Genomic DNA, 16300 nt, shown 5'->3' with positions numbered 1-16300 from the left:
AAGACGCCGTTCAGGCAGCCGTGAGGCGTGCCGATGACGGCGCCACAGGGAGGGTAGGATGCGCAGAGAGTGGTGGGTGCTGGCGGCGGCGGTCGCCCTGGTGTGGCTGCTGCTACGCCTCGAGGCGATGCTGATGCCGTTCTTCGCCGGCATGATCCTGGCCTATCTGGCCGACCCCCTGGCCAACCGCCTGGAGCGCTGGGGGTTGTCGCGGCCGCTGGCGGTCAGTGCGGTATTCCTGGTGCTGCTGGCGCTGCTGGCGGTGGGGCTGCTGGTGCTGATTCCACTGCTGGTGCAGCAGCTGCGCCAGTTCGGTGAAGTGACGCCCGGCATCTTCGAGTGGCTGGAGACGGTGCTGGCGCCGCAGATCCAGGCCTGGACCGGTTTCGACGTGGCGGCAGAGCTGGACAATGTCCAGGAGACCCTGGCCGAGCACTGGCAGGATGCCGGCGGCTACCTGGCCCAGGTGCTGGGGCAGGTGGGGCGCTCGGGCATGGCCTTCGTCACCTGGGTGACCTATGTGTCGCTGATCCCGGTGGTGACCTTCTACCTGCTGCTCGACTGGAAGCGGCTGATGGGCAGCCTCCGCGACCTGCTGCCGCGGGGCTGGGAGGCCGATGTGGTCCGCCTGGCGGGGCGCTGTGACGAGGTGCTCTCCGCCTTCCTGCGCGGCCAGCTGCTGGTGATGCTGAGCCTCGGGGTGATCTATGGCCTGGGCCTGACCCTGATGGGCGTGCGCTTCGGGGTGCTGATCGGCCTGATCTCGGGGCTGGCCAGCATTGTGCCCTTCCTGGGCTTTATCGTCGGCATCAGCATCGCGCTGATCGTGGCCTTCTTTCAGTTCGGTACCTGGCTGGCCCTGCTGGGCGTGGTCGCGGTGTTCAGCGTCGGCCAGATCATCGAGAGCACCGTGCTGCAGCCCAAGCTGCTGGGGGATCGCATCGGCCTGCACCCGGTGGCGGTGATCTTCGCCGTGCTGGCCGGCGGCAATCTGTTCGGCTTCACCGGGGTGCTGCTGGCGCTGCCGGCGGCGGCGGTGATCATGGTACTCTTGCGTGAACTCAATGACCGCTACAAGAGCAGCACCTTGTACGACGCCACCCTTGCACGTCGCGACCTCGACCGCCCCCACGACGAGGAGGCGCCATGAGCCGAGCGCCTGCCCAGCTGCCGCTGGGCGTCGGTCTTCGCGACGATGCCACCTTCGTCAACTACTACCCGGGCCCCAATGCCAGCCTGGTGGATCGGCTGGTTCACCAGCTTGACGAGGGCGGCGAACCCTTCCTCTACCTCTGGGGCGGGGAGGGCGTGGGCCGCAGCCACCTGCTGCAGGCCGCCTGTCATGCCGCCTCTGACCGCGAGCTGCGCGCCCTCTACCTGCCCCTGGCGGAGCTCGGCCACTTTCCGCCGCTGATGCTCGAGGAGATCGAGCGCCTCGACCTGGTGGCCATCGACGACCTGGAGCAGGTGCTCGGGCGCAAGCGCTGGGAGGAGGCGCTCTTTCACGCCTTCAATCGCCTGAGGGATGCCGGCAAGCGCCTGGTGGTCGCCGCCGATGCGCCTCCTCGGCAGCTGCCGACCCGGCTGCCTGACCTGGCCTCGCGGCTGACCTGGGGCGTTACCTTCCACGTCCAGGGGCTGGATGACGCTGGCCGCCTGGCGGCGCTGCAGCTGCGCGCCCGGGTGCGCGGCATGGCGCTGCCCGACGAGGTGGCGCGCTATATCCTCCACCGGGGGCCGCGGCGGCTGGGCGAGCTGTTCGAGATCCTGGCCACCCTGGATCGGGCCTCGCTCTCCGCCCAGCGCAAGCTGACCATTCCCTTCGTCAAGCAGGCGCTGGGCTGGTAGGGCTCAGCGGCTGAGGTTGCTCTCCAGGTGCTGGCCATTGCGCAGCTGGACCTGGCGAATCACCACCCGAGGCTCGCCGCTGGCGGGGTCCGGGCCTGCGCCCGAGAGGTAGAAATCCCCGGCGGGCAGCCCGGCGAGGCGGAAGCGGCCGCTGCCGTCGGTTCGCGTCGTGTGGGTGTAGGCCCGGGCGCGGGGGTCGGCGGGCTCCACGGCGATGCCGGCCAGTGCCATTTCGGCCGCCTCGGCGGAGTAGGTGGTCACCGGCGCGGCCGAGACGCCGGCATTGGGCACCGGGCGCCCGCCGATGGTCAGCTGCCCGCTGATAACCGCACTGCCCTGCTTCTCGAGGGCGGCATACTCCTCGGCGGGGAAGGCCACCTCCCGCGCCACGCGGCCCGGCGGCACCTCGCGAGGGGCCTCGACGCGCTCGGGAGCCTCCCGGGGCTCGACCTCGCGGTCGACCACTTCGATGCGCTCGGTCGGGGTCGGTGCAGGGGGCATGATCTCGCAGCCCGCCAGCAGCACGGCCGGCAGCAGCATGGGTATCCAGCGTTTCATGGTGTCACTCCCTGAATCATTCATCGGCGCCCTGTGCCAGCGCCCAGCATAGCGCAGCTCGAGGCCGATGGAACCCGCGAAGGGACAAACGAAGACCGCCGCCCCGAGGGGCGGCGGTCTTCTTGGGCGCAGCAGGCGCCGGCCGATGGCCGGCCCGGCGGCTTACTTCTGGGCAGTCGCCTTGGTGGCGGTCGCCTGGGCCTGCTTGACGTTCTCTTCGGTCAGCTTCTGGCTCTGCTGGACGAAGTCCTGCTGCAGGGCCACGACCTTCTCGGCATCGCCCTTCAGGCGCTCGGCCAGGTCCTTGGCGACCTTCTGCTGGCCTTCCATGTAGCTCTTGAGGCCCTCGGCATCCTTGACGGACATCAGGGTGCGCAGCTGGGCCAGGCCGGTGTCGGTGTAGGCTTTGGTGGCGTCCAGCTGGGCGTGGGCCAGCTTCTCGGTGTAGTCGACGGCCAGGGAGGCGTAGGCGCGAGCCGGGCCGAAGAAGAGGGCGTCGAACTGCTGGGTGTCGAACTGCTTGGAGTCGAAGTTGAAGGCGTTCATCATGGCGAACCTCCTGGTTCATCTGGTGTGAATGAGCAGGTTACCTGCCCTGTTGCATTGCACAATAGCAGAGCGGTTTGTGCACTGCAACATTGTCGAGCGATTTCGTTCTCCCTCCTCGGACTTGCAGGACGCCGTCGGCGGCGCCATGGTGAACCCAAACCCCAGCCAGCCTGGTTCCATCCCCCTTCGAGGAGCCCGCCATGAGCAAGATGCGCAAGGAACACGACAGCATGGGAGAGCTGGAGGTGCCGGCCGATGCCCTCTATGGCGCCCAGACCCAGCGCGCCGTGAACAACTTCCAGGTGTCGGGGCAGCCGATGCCCGCCGCCTTCATTCACGCCATCGCCCGTATCAAGCTGGCGGCGGCCCAGGTCAATGCGGAGCTTGGCCTGCTGGATCCGGCGCGCGCCGAGGCGATCTCCACCGCCGCTGAGGCGGTGATTCGCGGCGAGCACGACGAGCACTTTCCCGTGGAGGTGTTCCAGACCGGCTCCGGCACCTCCAGCAACATGAACGTCAACGAGGTGATCGCCACCCTGGCCAGCCGGGAGGGGCTCGAGGTGGGCCCCAACGACCACGTCAACATGGGGCAGTCCAGCAACGACGTGATCCCCACCGCCATTCACGTTGCGGCGGCACTGGAGTTGACCGGCCGGCTGCGACCGGCGCTGGTGCACCTGCGCGAGACCATCGATGCCCGTGCCGCCGAGCTCGACGGGGTGGTCAAGACCGGGCGCACCCACCTGATGGATGCCATGCCGCTGCGCATGAGCCAGGAGCTGGGCGCCTGGTCGAGCCAGGTCGGCCAGGCCATCGAGCGCTTCGATGCGGCCCAGGTCAGGCTCTGCCGACTGGCCCAGGGGGGCACGGCGGTGGGCACCGGCATCAACGCCCATCCGGAGTTCGCCGAGCGGGTGGCGGCGCACCTCTCGGCCCAGACCGGCCTGACCTTCTCGCCCAACGACAGCTTCTTCGCCAGCCTCGCCTCCCAGGATGCCGCGGTGGAGCTCTCCGGCCAGCTCAGGGGGCTCGCCTGCGTGATCATGAAGATCGCCAACGACCTGCGCTGGATGAACTCTGGCCCCCTGGCGGGTCTCGGCGAGATCGAGCTGGAGGCGCTGCAGCCGGGCAGCTCCATCATGCCGGGCAAGGTCAACCCGGTGATCCCGGAGTCCGCCGCCCAGGCGGCGGCCCAGGTGATCGGCCTGGATGCGGCGGTGACGGTGGCCGGCCAGAGCGGCAACTTCCAGCTCAACGTCATGCTGCCGCTGGTGGCCCACAACCTGCTGACCGCCATCACCCTGATGAGCAACACCGCGCGGCTGCTGGCCGATCGCGCCATCGCCACCTTCAAGGTGCGCGAGGAGAACCTGGCCGGGCCTCTGGCGCGTAACCCCATCCTGGTCACGGCGCTCAACTCGGTGATCGGCTACAACGCCGCGGCGGCCATCGCCAAGGCGGCCTATCAGGCGGGGCGCCCCATCATCGACGTGGCCGAGGAGCAGACCGACCTCTCTCGCGAGGAGCTCGAGCGTCTCCTCGACCCGGCGGCGCTGACCCGCGGGGGGATCCCCCAATGAGCCGTGACGCGAGCCGTGGGGATGACCTGATCCTGGCCATCGACCAGGGCACCACCAGCTCCCGGGCCATCCTCTTCGACCGCCAGGGGCGGCGGGTGGCCATGGCCCAGCGGGAGTTCACCCAGCACTTCCCCCGGGATGGCTGGGTGGAGCACGACCCGGAGGAGATCTGGGAGAGCGTGCTCGCCACCTGCCGGGAGGTCATCGACCGGGCCGGCGTCGGCCCCGAGCGGCTGGCCGGGGTGGGCATCACCAACCAGCGCGAGACCGCCCTGCTCTGGGATCGGCAGAGCGGAGAGGTGCTCCATCGCGCCATCGTCTGGCAGGACCGGCGCACCGCCGACGCCTGCCAGGCGCTGCGGGATGCCGGCCACCTCGAGACGGTCCAGGCGCGCACCGGCCTCTTGATCGACCCCTACTTCTCGGCCACCAAGCTCGCCTGGCTCCTCGATCACGTGGAGGGGGCCCGGGAGCGGGCCGAGCGCGGCGAACTCGCCTTCGGCACCGTGGACAGCTTCCTGATCTGGCGGCTGACCGGCGGTCGCGTCCACGCCACCGATGCCACCAACGCCTCGCGCACCGCCCTGTTCAATATCCACGAGCAGCGCTGGGACCCGGCGCTGCTCGAGCTGTTCGAGATTCCCGAGGCGCTGCTCCCGGAGGTGAAGGACTCCAGCGATGACTTCGGCACTCTCGAGCGAAAGTGGCTGGGGGCAGAGCCGCCCATCGCCGGGGTGGCTGGCGATCAGCAGGCGGCGCTGGTGGGGCAGGCCTGCTTCCGGCCGGGCATGGGCAAGAGCACCTACGGCACCGGCTGCTTCATGATCGTCAATACCGGCGATACGCCGGCGCTGTCGCGCAACCGCCTGCTGACCACCGTGGCTTACCGCCTGGGGGGGAAGCCGACCTATGCCATGGAGGGGAGCATCTTCGTGGCCGGCGCCACCGTGCAGTGGCTGCGCGACGGCCTGCGGCTCTTCGAGAGCGCCGCCGAGACCGAGGCCCTGGCGCGCCAGACCCGGGCCGGCCACAGCGTCTACCTGGTGCCGGCCTTCACGGGGCTCGGGGCGCCCCACTGGGACCCCAAGGCCCGCGGTGCCATCTTCGGCCTGACCCGGGATACCGGCATCGCCGAGATCGTCGCCGCCGGCCTCCAGGCGGTCTGCTACCAGACTCGGGACCTGCAGGCCTGCATGAGCGACGACATGGACGCTGCGCCGGACACCCTGCGGGTGGATGGCGGCATGGTGGCCAATGGCTGGGTGATGCAGTTCCTGGCCGACATGCTGGGCGTGGCGGTGGACCGCCCCACGGTGCTTGAGACCACGGCGCTGGGGGCCGCCTACCTGGCCGGGCTGCGCCTGGGCTGGTACCGTGACCTCGACGAGATCGCCGAGCTCTGGCAGTGCGAGCGTCGTTTCACGCCCCGGATGCCGGAGGAGGAGCGGGAGCGGCTCTATCGCGGCTGGCAGGAGGCGGTGGAGCGGGTCAAAAGCGAGCGCTGAGTGCTTGCAAAATCTCTGAGGATCGGTAATATATGCATCCGTTGCCGGGGCAAGAGAGCTCCGGCAATATGCTGCTGAAACAGGACCATAGCTCAGTTGGTTAGAGCGCTACCTTGACATGGTAGAGGTCGGCGGTTCGAATCCGCCTGGTCCTACCAGCATGCATCGACAACAGGACCATAGCTCAGTTGGTTAGAGCGCTACCTTGACATGGTAGAGGTCGGCGGTTCGAATCCGCCTGGTCCTACCAGATTCCGGAACGCCCCCGCAGCCCTGCTGCGGGGGCGTTCTGCTTTCTGCTGCACCTGCCTGTCGTCAGGCCAGCGCCAGCTCCGTGCGCTCGACAAAGACTGCCACCAGCGCCTCGATGCCGGCCTGGTCGTCGACGCTGAAGCGGCCGCGCCTGGGGCTGTCCAGGTCCAGCACGCCCCACAGCCGATCGCCTGCCAGGATGGGCACCACCAGCTCGGCCCGGGAGGCGGCGTCGCAGGCGATATGGTCGGCCACGGCGTGGACATCGTCGATGCGCTGGGTGGTGCGGGTGCGCGCCGCGGCGCCGCAGACCCCCTTGCTGAAGGGGATGGGGTGGCAGGCGGGCTTGCCCTGGAAGGGGCCGAGGCAGAGCGTCTCCGGCTCGCGCTGCAGGTAGAAGCCCGCCCAGTTGAGCTCGGGGAGCTCCTGCATCAGGAAGGCGGCGGTCTGGGCGCTGTTGGTCAGCCAGTCGCGGGTATCGAGGAGTGCGGCGAGCTGGCGGGCGAGCAGGGGATAGTCGACGGTCATCATGGCTCCTGAAATGGCAGAGGCCGGCCCCTCCTTTTCCAAGAGCCCGGGGCCGGCCTCTGTCCTTCTCCGTTTTTCTTACTCCCAGCCGGGCACCGCTGCCGGCCCAAACAGCTCGGCCGCCTTGGCCTTCACTTCCTCGGTCTGGTAGCTGCGCACCAGCTGCTGGATCGCCTCGCGCTCCTCGTCGCCGCCGCGCACCACGATCAGGTTGACGTAGGGGGACTCCGGACCCTCCTTGATCAGGGCGTCGTCCAGGCTCAGGCCGGCGGGCTGGGCGAAGGTGTTGTTGATGAAGGCCATGTCCACGTCGGGCAGCACGCGGGGCAGCTGGGCGGCCTCGATCTCCCGGAAGCGGAAGCGCTTGGGGTTCTCCACCACGTTGAGGGGGGTGGCCTCGAGGTTTTCCGGATCGTCCAGCTGGATCAGCCCCTCGTTGTGCATCAGGATCAGCGAGCGACCCTCGTTGGAGGGGTCATTGGGCAGGGCGATCTGGGCCCGCTCGGGCAGCTCGTCGATGCTGGCGTACTTCTCGGAGTAGGCGCCGATGGGATAGACGAAGGTGCGTCCGGCCACGGCGAAGTCGTAGCCGCGGTCGTTGACCATGGCCAGCATGTAGGGCTCGTGCTGGTAGGCGTTGGCGTCCAGGCTGCCGTCGGCCAGGGCGGCGTTGGGGGTCACATAGTCGGTGAACTCGATGATCTCCACGGTCAGGCCGTATTCGCGCAGGGCGATCTCGGCGGCGACCTGCATCACGTCGGTCTCGGGGCCGGCCACGGTGCCGACCTTGATGCGGTGCTCGTCGGCCAGGGCGCTGCCGGCGCCGAGGGCCAGGCTGGAGGCGAGCAGGGTGCTGAGCAGTGTCTTGCGCATGTCGGGTCTCCTGTGATGATGAGTAGATAATAGCGGAATAAAAAAAATAATTTAAATAGCTTTTCGCTATTTGTGATCGCTCTTGCGGACCAGATAATCCCCCAGGCTCTGGAAGCCCTGCACCATCACCACCAGGATCGCCACGGTGATCAGCATGACGGTGGGGTTGAAGCGGTTGTAGCCGTAGCGGATGCCCAGGTCGCCAAGGCCCCCGCCGCCCACGGCGCCGGCCATGGCCGAATAGCTGACCAGGGTCACCACGGTGACGGTCAGCGCCGTGAAGATGCCGCCGCGGGCCTCGGGCAGCAGCACCCGGGTGATGATCTGCCAGGGGGTGGCGCCCATGGACTGGGCGGCCTCCACCAGGCCCGGGTTGATCTCGTTCAGCGCGCCCTCCACCAGGCGGGCGATAAAGGGAATGGCGGCGATGGTCAGCGGCACGGCGGCGGCGTTGGTGCCGATGGAGGTGCCCACCAGCATGCGGGTGAAGGGGATGATCGCCACCATCAGGATAATGAAGGGGATCGAGCGGCCGATATTGGTGACGATGCCGAGCACGCCGTTGACCGCCGGCTGGGCCAGCACCTGGCCGGGACGCGTCACATAGAGCAGCACCCCGAGCGGGATGCCCACCAGGGCCGAGATCACCCCGGAGACGGCCACCATATAGAGGGTGTCCAGGGTAGCCCGGAGGATCAGGTCAATCATCGCGCTGGACATGGCCAAGCACCTCCACGTGCAGATCATGGGATTCGAGATAGTCGATGGCCGTGCGGGTCTGCTCCGCTGGGCCCATCAGCTCGGCGATCATCAGGCCGAGGGTGCGCTCCTGGATCGACTCCACCTTGGCCTGCAGGATGCTGACGTCGACGCCGCACTCCCGGGCAAGCCGCGAGATCAGCGGCGTGGAGACGGCGTCGCCGGAGAAGGCCAGGCGCACCACCGGATGGGTGTGCTCGCCGGGGCTCTCCTCGAGGCGTTCGATCAGCGCCCGGGGCGGCTCCAGCTTGAGGAAGTCGTTGAGGAACTCGCGGCCCAGCCGGGTGCGCGGGGCGGTGAAGAAGTCGCCCACCTCGGCCTCCTCCACCAGCTCGCCGCCGGAGATCAGGCTGACCCTGTGGCAGATCGATTTGACCACCTCCATCTCGTGGGTGATCAGCAGGATGGTCAGGCCGAGCTTCTGGTTGATGTCCCGCAGCAGCGCCAGGATCGAGGCGGTGGTCTGGGGGTCGAGGGCCGAGGTGGCCTCGTCGCAGAGCAGCACCTTGGGGCGGCTGGCCAGCGCCCGGGCGATGGCCACCCGCTGCTTCTGGCCGCCGGAGAGCTGGGCCGGGTACTGGCTCGCCTTGTCGGCCAGCCCCACCAGCTCCAGCAGCGGCGTGATCCGCTCGCGGATCTCGGCGCGCCTCATGCCCATCAGCTCCAGGGGCAGGGCCACGTTGGCGAATACCGTGCGGTTGGTGAGCAGGTTGAAGTGCTGGAAGATCATGCCCATGCCGTGGCGCGCCTGGTTGAGCGCCTGGCGGGAGAGGCCGGTGAGCTCCTGGCCGTCCACGGTGACGGTGCCGGTGGTGGGGCGCTCGAGCAGGTTGACGCAGCGAATCAGGGTCGACTTGCCGGCGCCGGAGAGGCCGATCACGCCGTGAATCTGGCCGGCGGGCACGTGCAGGTCGACACTCTTCAGCGCCTGGACGGTACGCGTCGGGCTGCCGCGTCGACCTTTCAGCACAAAGGTCTTGGATACGTTATGGAGTCGGATCATCGGATGCACCGCAAGCGGGGCGCCGGGGCGGGCGGTGCAGCCAGGGCAAAAAAAGGCCACCCTTGCGGGTGGCCATCAACGCTGGACACACCCTTTTAGCTGCACTTCACGTGGCGTCAGTGCCCCGGAGGGCGTGCCGCCACGCTGGCGCCCGCAAGCCGGGTACAAATCGGCGCCGTTCAATGTAGCCGGGAAGCTTAGGGCGGTGTCGGTAGGCTGTCAATCGCCGCGGAGGTTGTTTCGGTGGATGGGCAATACGGCCGGGTGATTGTTCTCTATTTCCGGGATGATCAGGTGAAACCTCTGGTTCCCCCGGGGGCGGCGTGGACGAGGCGGGCGGGAGTTCTCTACACTCTGCCCCCTTGCCCCGCCGGGGCCTATCTGCAGTCGAGGAGACGCCATGTTCACGGGTATCGTCCAGGGCACCGCCGAGGTGGTCGCCATCCACGAGGCCGAGCAGTTTCGCACCCACGTCGTGGTCCTGCCCGAGGCCCTGCGCCCGGGGCTCGAGATCGGCGCCTCGGTGGCCCACAACGGGGTCTGCCTGACGGTGACCGCCATCGAGGGCGAGCGGGTCAGCTTCGACCTGATGCGCGAGACCCTGGCCGTGACCAACCTGGGGGCGCTGGGGGTGGGCGATCGCGTCAATATCGAGCGCGCCGCCCGCTTCGGTGACGAGATCGGCGGGCACGCCATGTCCGGCCATGTGATGGCCGTGGCCGAGCTGGTGGAGCTCGACGAGGCGCCCAACAATCGCCGCCTCTGGTTCGAGCTGCCCCACGCCCTGGGGCGCTTCCTGTTCGACAAGGGCTACATCGGCGTCGACGGGGCCAGCCTGACCATCGGCGAGGTGCGTCCGGCCACCGCCGCCCACGGCCCGCGCTTCTGCGTCAATCTCATCCCCGAGACCCTGGCCCGCACCACCCTGATCGATCGGGTGCCGGGCGATCGCGTCAACATCGAGATCGACCCCCAGACCCAGGCCATCGTCGAGACTGTGGAGCGGGTGCTGGCGGCGCGGGGCATCTGAGCCGGGGCGGGGTTGACCACTTCGTCAGGCCTGCGTTGGTGGCGCGGCTGGCGGTTGGCTCGCCCCTTGCTTATACAGTGTGGACAGTGCGAGTCGGCGGCCTTCCGGTCTCTCGCATCCCGCCGGGGATGCGGGTACCATAAGCCGCTTTTCTCGCGACCTTTCTCGCCCCCCCAGGGACCACCATAGCCCACGCGCGCAGGAATGAGCCCCATGAAGAGCCTGATCGACAAGCAGTTCAAGCTGTCCGAGCACAACACCAGCATCAAGACCGAGGTCATCGCCGGGATCACCACCTTCCTGACCATGGCCTACATCATCTTCGTCAACCCCAGCATCCTCTCCGAGGCCGGCATGGACTATGGCGCGGTCTTCGTCGCCACCTGCCTGGCCGCCGCCATCGGCTGTCTGATCATGGGGCTCTGGGCCAACTACCCGATTGCCCAGGCGCCGGGCATGGGGCTCAACGCCTTCTTCACCTACGGGGTGGTGCTGGGCATGGGCTACACCTGGGAGGCGGCGCTCGGCGCGGTCTTCTTCTCCGGTTTTTGTTTCTTCATGCTCAGCATCTTCAAGGTGCGCGAGTGGATCATCAACTCGATCCCGCTCTCCCTGCGCCTGGGGATCGCCGCCGGCATCGGCCTCTTCCTGGCGATGATCGCCATGAAGAACGCGGGCATCGTGGTGGCCAACCCGGCCACCTACGTGGCGCTGGGGGACCTTTCCGAGCCCGCGGCCCTCTATGCGCTGCTGGGTTTCTTCGCGATCACGGCCCTGGCCTACCTGAAGGTGACCGGTGCGGTGATGATCGGCATCCTGGGGGTCACCGTGCTGGCCATGGTGCTGGGCCACAACGAGTATGGCGGCCTGATGTCCATGCCGCCCTCCATCGCGCCCACCTTCCTGGCGCTGGACCTGTGGGGCGCGCTGGATATCGCCATGCTCAGCGTGATCTTCGCCTTCCTCTTCGTCGACCTCTTCGATACCTCGGGCACCCTGGTCGGGGTGGCGCACAAGGGCGGCCTGCTCGACAAGGACGGCAAGCTGCCGCGCATCGGCCGCGCCATGATGGCCGACAGCGGCGCTTCCATGGCCGGCGCGGTGCTGGGCACCTCCACCACCACCAGCTACGTGGAGTCCACCGCCGGCATCGCCGCGGGCGGCCGCACCGGCCTCACCGCCGTGGTGGTGGGGGGGCTCTTCCTGATCAGCCTCTTCTTCGCGCCGCTGGCGGGCTCCATTCCGGCCTACGCCACCGCGGGGGCGCTGCTCTACGTGGCGGTGCTGATGGCCGGCAGCCTGGCCCACGCCAACTGGGAGGACCCCACCGATGCCGCGCCGGTGCTGATCGCCGCCCTCGGCATGCCGCTGACCTTCTCCATTGCCGAGGGCATCGCGCTGGGCTTCATCAGCTTCGTCGCCATCAAGGCCCTCTCCGGTCGCTTCCGGGACCTCAACCCGGCGGTGATCATCCTGGCCCTGCTGTTCGCGGCCAAGTTCCTCTTCCTCGACTGATCATCCACTACCGAGACCCGCCATGAGCATCTACGGCGACTATATCAAGTCCGTGATCCGCACCGTCCCCGACTGGCCGCAGCCGGGGGTCAACTTCCGCGACATCACCCCGCTGCTGCAGAACAGCGCCGCCTTCCGCAAGTTGATCGACAGCTTCGTGCACCGCTACCAGGAGATGAACCTCGATGCCATCGCCGCCATCGACGCCCGGGGCTTCATCGTCGGGGCGCCGCTGGCCTACGAGCTGGGCTGCAGCTTCGTGCCGGTGCGCAAGAAGGGCAAGCTGCCGTTCCGCACCATCAGCGAGACCTACACCCTGGAGTACGGCGAGGCGGAGGTGGAGCTGCACTCCGACGCCTTCCGCGAGGGCGACCGCATTCTGATCGTCGACGACCTGATCGCCACCGGCGGTACCATGCTGGCCGCCGCCAAGCTGATCAGCCGCAGCGGCGGCCAGGTGGTGGAGACCGCCACCATCGTTGACCTGCCGGACCTGGGCGGCTCCGCGCGCATCCGCGAGGCGGGCTATGGCGTCTTTGCCGTCTGTTCCTTCACCGAGGACGAATGATCCCATGAGCAGCAATCGCTACCACAAGCACTTCACCGTCTCCTGGGACCAGCTCCACCGCGATGTGCGCGAGCTCTGCCACCAGCTGGTGGAGCGCGACTTCAAGGGCATCGTGGCCATCACCCGGGGCGGGCTGATCCCGGCGGCCCTGATCGCCCGGGAGCTCAACGTGCGGCTGATCGATACCGTCTGCATCAAGAGCTACGACCATATGGACCAGGGCGGCCTCGACGTCATGAAGGGCGTCGACCACGACGGCGACGGCTGGCTGCTGGTGGATGACCTGGTGGATACCGGCAAGACCGCCCGCAAGGTCCGCGAGATGCTGCCGAAGGCGCACTTCGTCACCGTCTACGCCAAGCCCGAGGGCAAGCCCCTGGTGGACCAGTACCTCACCGAGGTGGCCCAGGACTGCTGGATCCAGTTCCCCTGGGACATGGGCATCGCCTACGTTGAGCCCCTGGCCGACCAGGTCAGGCGCTGAGGCGAGAGGGCAGGATGGCGACACCGCTTCCCGAGAGCTGGCAGCAGTGGCTGGGCGACGAGCTCCAGGCGCCCTACATGCAGGCGCTGCGCGACTTCCTGGCCGCCGAGAAGGCGGCCAGGAAGGTGGTCTACCCCCACTCCAGCGAGTGGTTTCGCGCCTTCGAGCTGACCCCCTTCGAGGAGGTGAGGGTGGTGATCCTGGGCCAGGATCCCTACCACGGGCCCGGCCAGGCCCACGGGCTCTGTTTCTCGGTGAAGCCCGGGGTGCGCCTCCCGCCGTCGCTGGTCAATATCTACAAGGAATTGCAGGCGGACGTGGGCTTCCGCCCGGTGGCCCACGGCAACCTGGCGCACTGGGCGCGCCAGGGGGTGCTGCTGCTCAACGCCTCGCTGACGGTGGAGCAGGGCAATGCCGGCTCCCACCGCGGGCGGGGCTGGGAGACCTTCACCGACCGCGCCATCGCCGCGGTCAGCGAGCACGGCCGGCCCTCGGTCTTCCTGCTGTGGGGCAGCCAGGCCCGCCAGAAGCGGGCGCTGATCGACACCTCCCGGCACCTGGTGCTGGAGTCGCCGCACCCCTCGCCGCTCTCGGCCCACCGCGGCTTCTTCGGCAACCACCACTTCTCCCGGGCCAACGCCTTCCTGATGGCGCAGGGCCGCACCCCCATCGACTGGCAGCTGCCCGACCCTCCCGGCGAGGGCACGCTTTAACCTCAACGGAGGATGCGGGTAGAATGGCCCGCAATTTGTCGGCCGGGTCCATGCGACCAAGGTCGGCGCCGTCTCCTGCCGCCCGAAGAGTGAAGAGGTCCTGCCCATGAGCGTCCACGCCATCCAGCATCCCCTGGTCCAGCACAAGCTGGGTCTGATGCGCGAAGCCGGTATCAGCACCAAGAGTTTCCGTGAGCTGGCCGGTGAGCTGGCCAAGCTGCTGACCTACGAGGCGACCCAGGATCTGGAGCTGCAGACCCAGGAGATCGACGGCTGGAGCGGCAACAAGATTCCGGTCCAGCTGCTCAAGGGCAAGAAGGTCACCATCGTCCCCATCCTGCGCGCCGGCCTCGGCATGCTCGACGGCGTCACCGACCTGATCCCCAGCGCACGGATCAGCGTGGTGGGGCTCTACCGCGACGAGGAGACCCTGGAGCCGGTGCCCTACTTCGCCAAGTTCGCGAACGACCTCGAGGAGCGCATGGCCATCGTGATCGACCCCATGCTGGCCACCGGGGGCACCATGGTGGCGACCCTGGACATGCTGCGGGAGCGGGGCTGCAAGCAGATGAAGGTGATCGTGCTGGTGGCGGCCCCCGAGGGGATCAAGCGGGTGCAGGAGGCCTATCCGGACATCGAGATCTACACCGCCGGCGTCGATGAGCGCCTGGACGAGCACGGCTATATCGTGCCCGGCCTCGGCGATGCCGGGGACAAGATCTTCGGTACCCGTTGAGCCGCCATCCATCGACATCGCGCCCCTGAGACCTCGCTCCAGGGGCGTTTTTTCGGAGAATCACCATGCCCGACCCCTCGACGTCAGCCGCTGCCGTCCCCGTCGAATCGCTGCCCCGTACCCTGCTCACCGGCGCCCAGATGCTCTTCGTGGCCTTCGGCGCCCTGGTGCTGGTGCCGCTGCTGACCGGGCTGGACCCCAGCGTGGCGCTCTTCACCGCCGGGGTGGGGACCCTGGTATTCCACGGGGTGACCCGGGTCACCGTGCCGGTGTTCCTGGCCTCGTCGTTCGCCTTCATCGCGCCCATCCAGGGCTCGGTGGCCAACTTCGGCATTCCGGCCACTATGGGCGGGTTGATGGCAGCGGGCCTGGTCTACGTGGCGATCTCCCAGGCGGTGCGCCTCAAGGGCACCGCCTGGCTGCATCGCCTGCTGCCCCCGGTGGTGGTGGGGCCGGTGATCATGGTGATCGGCCTGGCCCTGGCGCCGGTGGCGGTCAGCATGGCCACCGGCGAGACCAGCGACCATATCGGCTACGCCCCGGCGATCTTCCTCTCCATGATCAGCCTGCTGGTGACCCTGACCCTGGCGGTGTTCGGCCGCGGCATCGTGCGCCTGATCCCGATCATGGGCGGTATCGTCACCGGCTACGTGCTGGCGCTTGCGATGGGTCTGGTGGACTTCTCGCCGGTGCGCGAGGCGTCCTGGCTGTCGATCCCGGCGTTCACCGCGCCGAGCTTCCACTGGGCGGCGATCCTCTTCATGATCCCGGTGGCCATCGCGCCGGCGGTGGAGCATATCGGCGACATGGTGGCGATCGGCTCGGTCACGCGGAAGAACTACCTGGAGAAGCCCGGCCTGCATCGCACCCTGCTGGGCGACGGCCTGGCCACCTCCACCGCGGCGCTGTTCGGCGGCCCGCCCAACACCACCTATTCCGAGGTGACCGGCGCGGTGACCCTGACCCGGGCCTTCAATCCGAAGTACATGGTGGTGGCGGCCTGCCTCGCCATCGCACTGGCCTTCGTGGCCAAGCTCGGCGCCCTGCTGCAGACCATCCCGGGCCCGGTGATGGGCGGCATCATGACCCTGCTGTTCGGCTCCATCGCCGTGGTGGGCATGAACACCCTGGTGCGCGCCGGCCACTCGCTGACCGCGCCGCGCAACCTGGTGGTGATCTCGCTGATCCTTGTCTTCGGCATCGGCGGCATGCAGTTCGGCGGCGGCCAGTTCACCCTGCAGGGGGTGAGCCTCGCCGCCCTGGTGGGCATCCTGCTCAACTGGGTGCTGCCCCGCGCCGAGGAAGACGAGTAGGGCGTCGCCTCGATCCCCCTCTGACGCAGGCGGGGCGCTTCCAGTGGAAGCGCCCCGCTTTTCATTGTGCGCCAGGCATGGCGCGTAGCACCGATAGGTGCTGTTCCCGAGGGTGGTGCCTCGGGATGACTTGGGGGTGAAAGTCCCCTGCGGACCCTGATAGCGGGAACCGCTAGCCGAACAGCAAGGGTGTCCGCCGCGAGGCGGAATCTGAAGGAAGCTGAAGGCAAACTCCCGGCCTGACGAACAGGAATCGCATATGAGGCAGCCACATCTGGGCGAGAGGGCAATGACACTCGAAGCCCAATAGCTATCCGGAAGATGTGGAGGTAAATGCGGCGGGTAGATGGGAGGAAGGTCGCGCGTCTTACCCTGGGAGGTCTGGTGGTCTGCCACGGTGCTACCGGCGCCGAGAGGCGACGGGATGGGCCACCAGACGTCAGCAGAGGCCATAGTAAGTGCTGGTTCACCGCGGCACCAAGGGCC

The 16300-nt window shown here is 68.1% G+C and carries 17 protein-coding genes and 2 tRNA genes; 13 read left to right on the top strand and 6 right to left on the bottom strand.

Features of this window, described 5'->3' with window-relative positions; all coding sequences use genetic code 11:
• Nucleotides 1-58 precede the first annotated feature (58 nt).
• Entirely contained in the window at nt 59-1150 is a 1092-nt protein-coding gene (locus NHL60_RS12160) for an AI-2E family transporter (RefSeq protein WP_253443616.1), read from the top strand.
• Nucleotides 1147-1848 (top strand): DnaA regulatory inactivator Hda, encoded by a 702-nt coding sequence (gene hda / locus NHL60_RS12155; protein WP_253443614.1) that lies wholly within the window; start codon nt 1147-1149, stop codon nt 1846-1848. The genes NHL60_RS12160 and hda overlap by 4 nt, the downstream gene beginning before the upstream one ends.
• Nucleotides 1849-1851: 3 nt before the next feature.
• Here hda and NHL60_RS12150 read toward each other — a convergent pair whose 3' ends face one another.
• Both NHL60_RS12150 and NHL60_RS12145 read right to left on the bottom strand, forming a co-directional pair.
• The gene (locus NHL60_RS12150) at nt 1852-2406 is read right to left on the bottom strand and encodes a carboxypeptidase-like regulatory domain-containing protein (protein ID WP_253443612.1); all 555 of its coding nucleotides are present in this window, start codon (nt 2404-2406) and stop codon (nt 1852-1854) included.
• Between the two features lie 162 nt (nt 2407-2568).
• Complete coding sequence (locus NHL60_RS12145) at nt 2569-2955, bottom strand: phasin family protein (protein WP_253443610.1); 387 nt, start codon at nt 2953-2955, stop codon at nt 2569-2571.
• Between the two features lie 200 nt (nt 2956-3155).
• On the opposite strand from NHL60_RS12145, the gene NHL60_RS12140 reads away from it, so the two are divergent.
• From NHL60_RS12140 to NHL60_RS12125, 4 genes are all read left to right on the top strand, one after another.
• Nucleotides 3156-4535, top strand: a complete 1380-nt coding sequence (locus NHL60_RS12140; protein WP_253443608.1) for a lyase family protein — start codon at nt 3156-3158, stop codon at nt 4533-4535.
• Complete coding sequence (glpK, locus tag NHL60_RS12135; protein WP_253443606.1) at nt 4532-6040, top strand: glycerol kinase GlpK; 1509 nt, start codon at nt 4532-4534, stop codon at nt 6038-6040. The genes NHL60_RS12140 and glpK overlap by 4 nt, the downstream gene beginning before the upstream one ends.
• Nucleotides 6041-6121: 81 nt before the next feature.
• Nucleotides 6122-6198, top strand: a tRNA-Val gene (locus NHL60_RS12130).
• Nucleotides 6199-6213: 15 nt separating this feature from the next.
• Nucleotides 6214-6290: transfer RNA gene (locus tag NHL60_RS12125), tRNA-Val, on the top strand.
• A gap of 65 nt (nt 6291-6355) precedes the next feature.
• On the opposite strand, the gene NHL60_RS12120 is transcribed toward NHL60_RS12125, so the two are convergent.
• From NHL60_RS12120 to NHL60_RS12105, 4 genes are all read right to left on the bottom strand, one after another.
• Nucleotides 6356-6823 (bottom strand): GAF domain-containing protein, encoded by a 468-nt coding sequence (locus NHL60_RS12120; protein ID WP_253443604.1) that lies wholly within the window; start codon nt 6821-6823, stop codon nt 6356-6358.
• 75 nt (nt 6824-6898) lie between these two features.
• Nucleotides 6899-7693 (bottom strand): MetQ/NlpA family ABC transporter substrate-binding protein, encoded by a 795-nt coding sequence (locus tag NHL60_RS12115; RefSeq protein ID WP_253443602.1) that lies wholly within the window; start codon nt 7691-7693, stop codon nt 6899-6901.
• Nucleotides 7694-7759: 66 nt separating this feature from the next.
• On the bottom strand, nt 7760-8413 hold the full coding sequence (locus NHL60_RS12110) for a methionine ABC transporter permease (RefSeq protein WP_253443600.1): 654 nt from the start codon (nt 8411-8413) through the stop codon (nt 7760-7762).
• Nucleotides 8394-9455 (bottom strand): methionine ABC transporter ATP-binding protein, encoded by a 1062-nt coding sequence (locus tag NHL60_RS12105; RefSeq protein ID WP_253443597.1) that lies wholly within the window; start codon nt 9453-9455, stop codon nt 8394-8396. Before NHL60_RS12105 ends, NHL60_RS12110 begins: the two co-directional genes overlap by 20 nt.
• Before the next feature lie 400 nt (nt 9456-9855).
• Here NHL60_RS12105 and NHL60_RS12100 point away from each other — a divergent pair, with 400 nt between their 5' ends.
• From NHL60_RS12100 to NHL60_RS12070, 7 genes are all read left to right on the top strand, one after another.
• Nucleotides 9856-10485 (top strand): riboflavin synthase subunit alpha, encoded by a 630-nt coding sequence (locus tag NHL60_RS12100; RefSeq protein ID WP_253443595.1) that lies wholly within the window; start codon nt 9856-9858, stop codon nt 10483-10485.
• Nucleotides 10486-10698: 213 nt separating this feature from the next.
• Nucleotides 10699-12000, top strand: coding sequence for an NCS2 family permease (locus NHL60_RS12095; protein WP_253443594.1), 1302 nt, complete (start codon nt 10699-10701; stop codon nt 11998-12000).
• A 22-nt stretch (nt 12001-12022) separates the two neighbouring features.
• On the top strand, nt 12023-12568 hold the full coding sequence (locus NHL60_RS12090; protein WP_253443591.1) for an adenine phosphoribosyltransferase: 546 nt from the start codon (nt 12023-12025) through the stop codon (nt 12566-12568).
• A gap of 4 nt (nt 12569-12572) precedes the next feature.
• Nucleotides 12573-13052, top strand: coding sequence for a xanthine phosphoribosyltransferase (gpt, locus tag NHL60_RS12085; RefSeq protein ID WP_253443589.1), 480 nt, complete (start codon nt 12573-12575; stop codon nt 13050-13052).
• 14 nt (nt 13053-13066) lie between these two features.
• Nucleotides 13067-13765, top strand: coding sequence for a uracil-DNA glycosylase (ung, locus tag NHL60_RS12080; protein WP_253443587.1), 699 nt, complete (start codon nt 13067-13069; stop codon nt 13763-13765).
• 106 nt (nt 13766-13871) lie between these two features.
• Nucleotides 13872-14501: a uracil phosphoribosyltransferase gene (gene upp / locus NHL60_RS12075; protein ID WP_253443585.1), complete on the top strand. Its 630-nt coding sequence runs from the start codon at nt 13872-13874 to the stop codon at nt 14499-14501.
• 65 nt (nt 14502-14566) lie between these two features.
• Nucleotides 14567-15814 carry a uracil-xanthine permease family protein gene (locus NHL60_RS12070; RefSeq protein WP_253443583.1) on the top strand — a complete coding sequence of 416 codons (1248 nt, stop codon included), beginning with the start codon at nt 14567-14569 and terminating at the stop codon, nt 15812-15814.
• Nucleotides 15815-16300: the final 486 nt, after the last annotated feature.

This window comes from Halomonas sp. Y3 (assembly GCF_024137965.1).
GTDB classification, from domain to species: domain Bacteria; phylum Pseudomonadota; class Gammaproteobacteria; order Pseudomonadales; family Halomonadaceae; genus Halomonas; species Halomonas mongoliensis.
The sequence above is the reverse complement of the archived record's forward strand: the minus strand, read 5'-3'. Positions and strand labels throughout refer to the sequence as shown.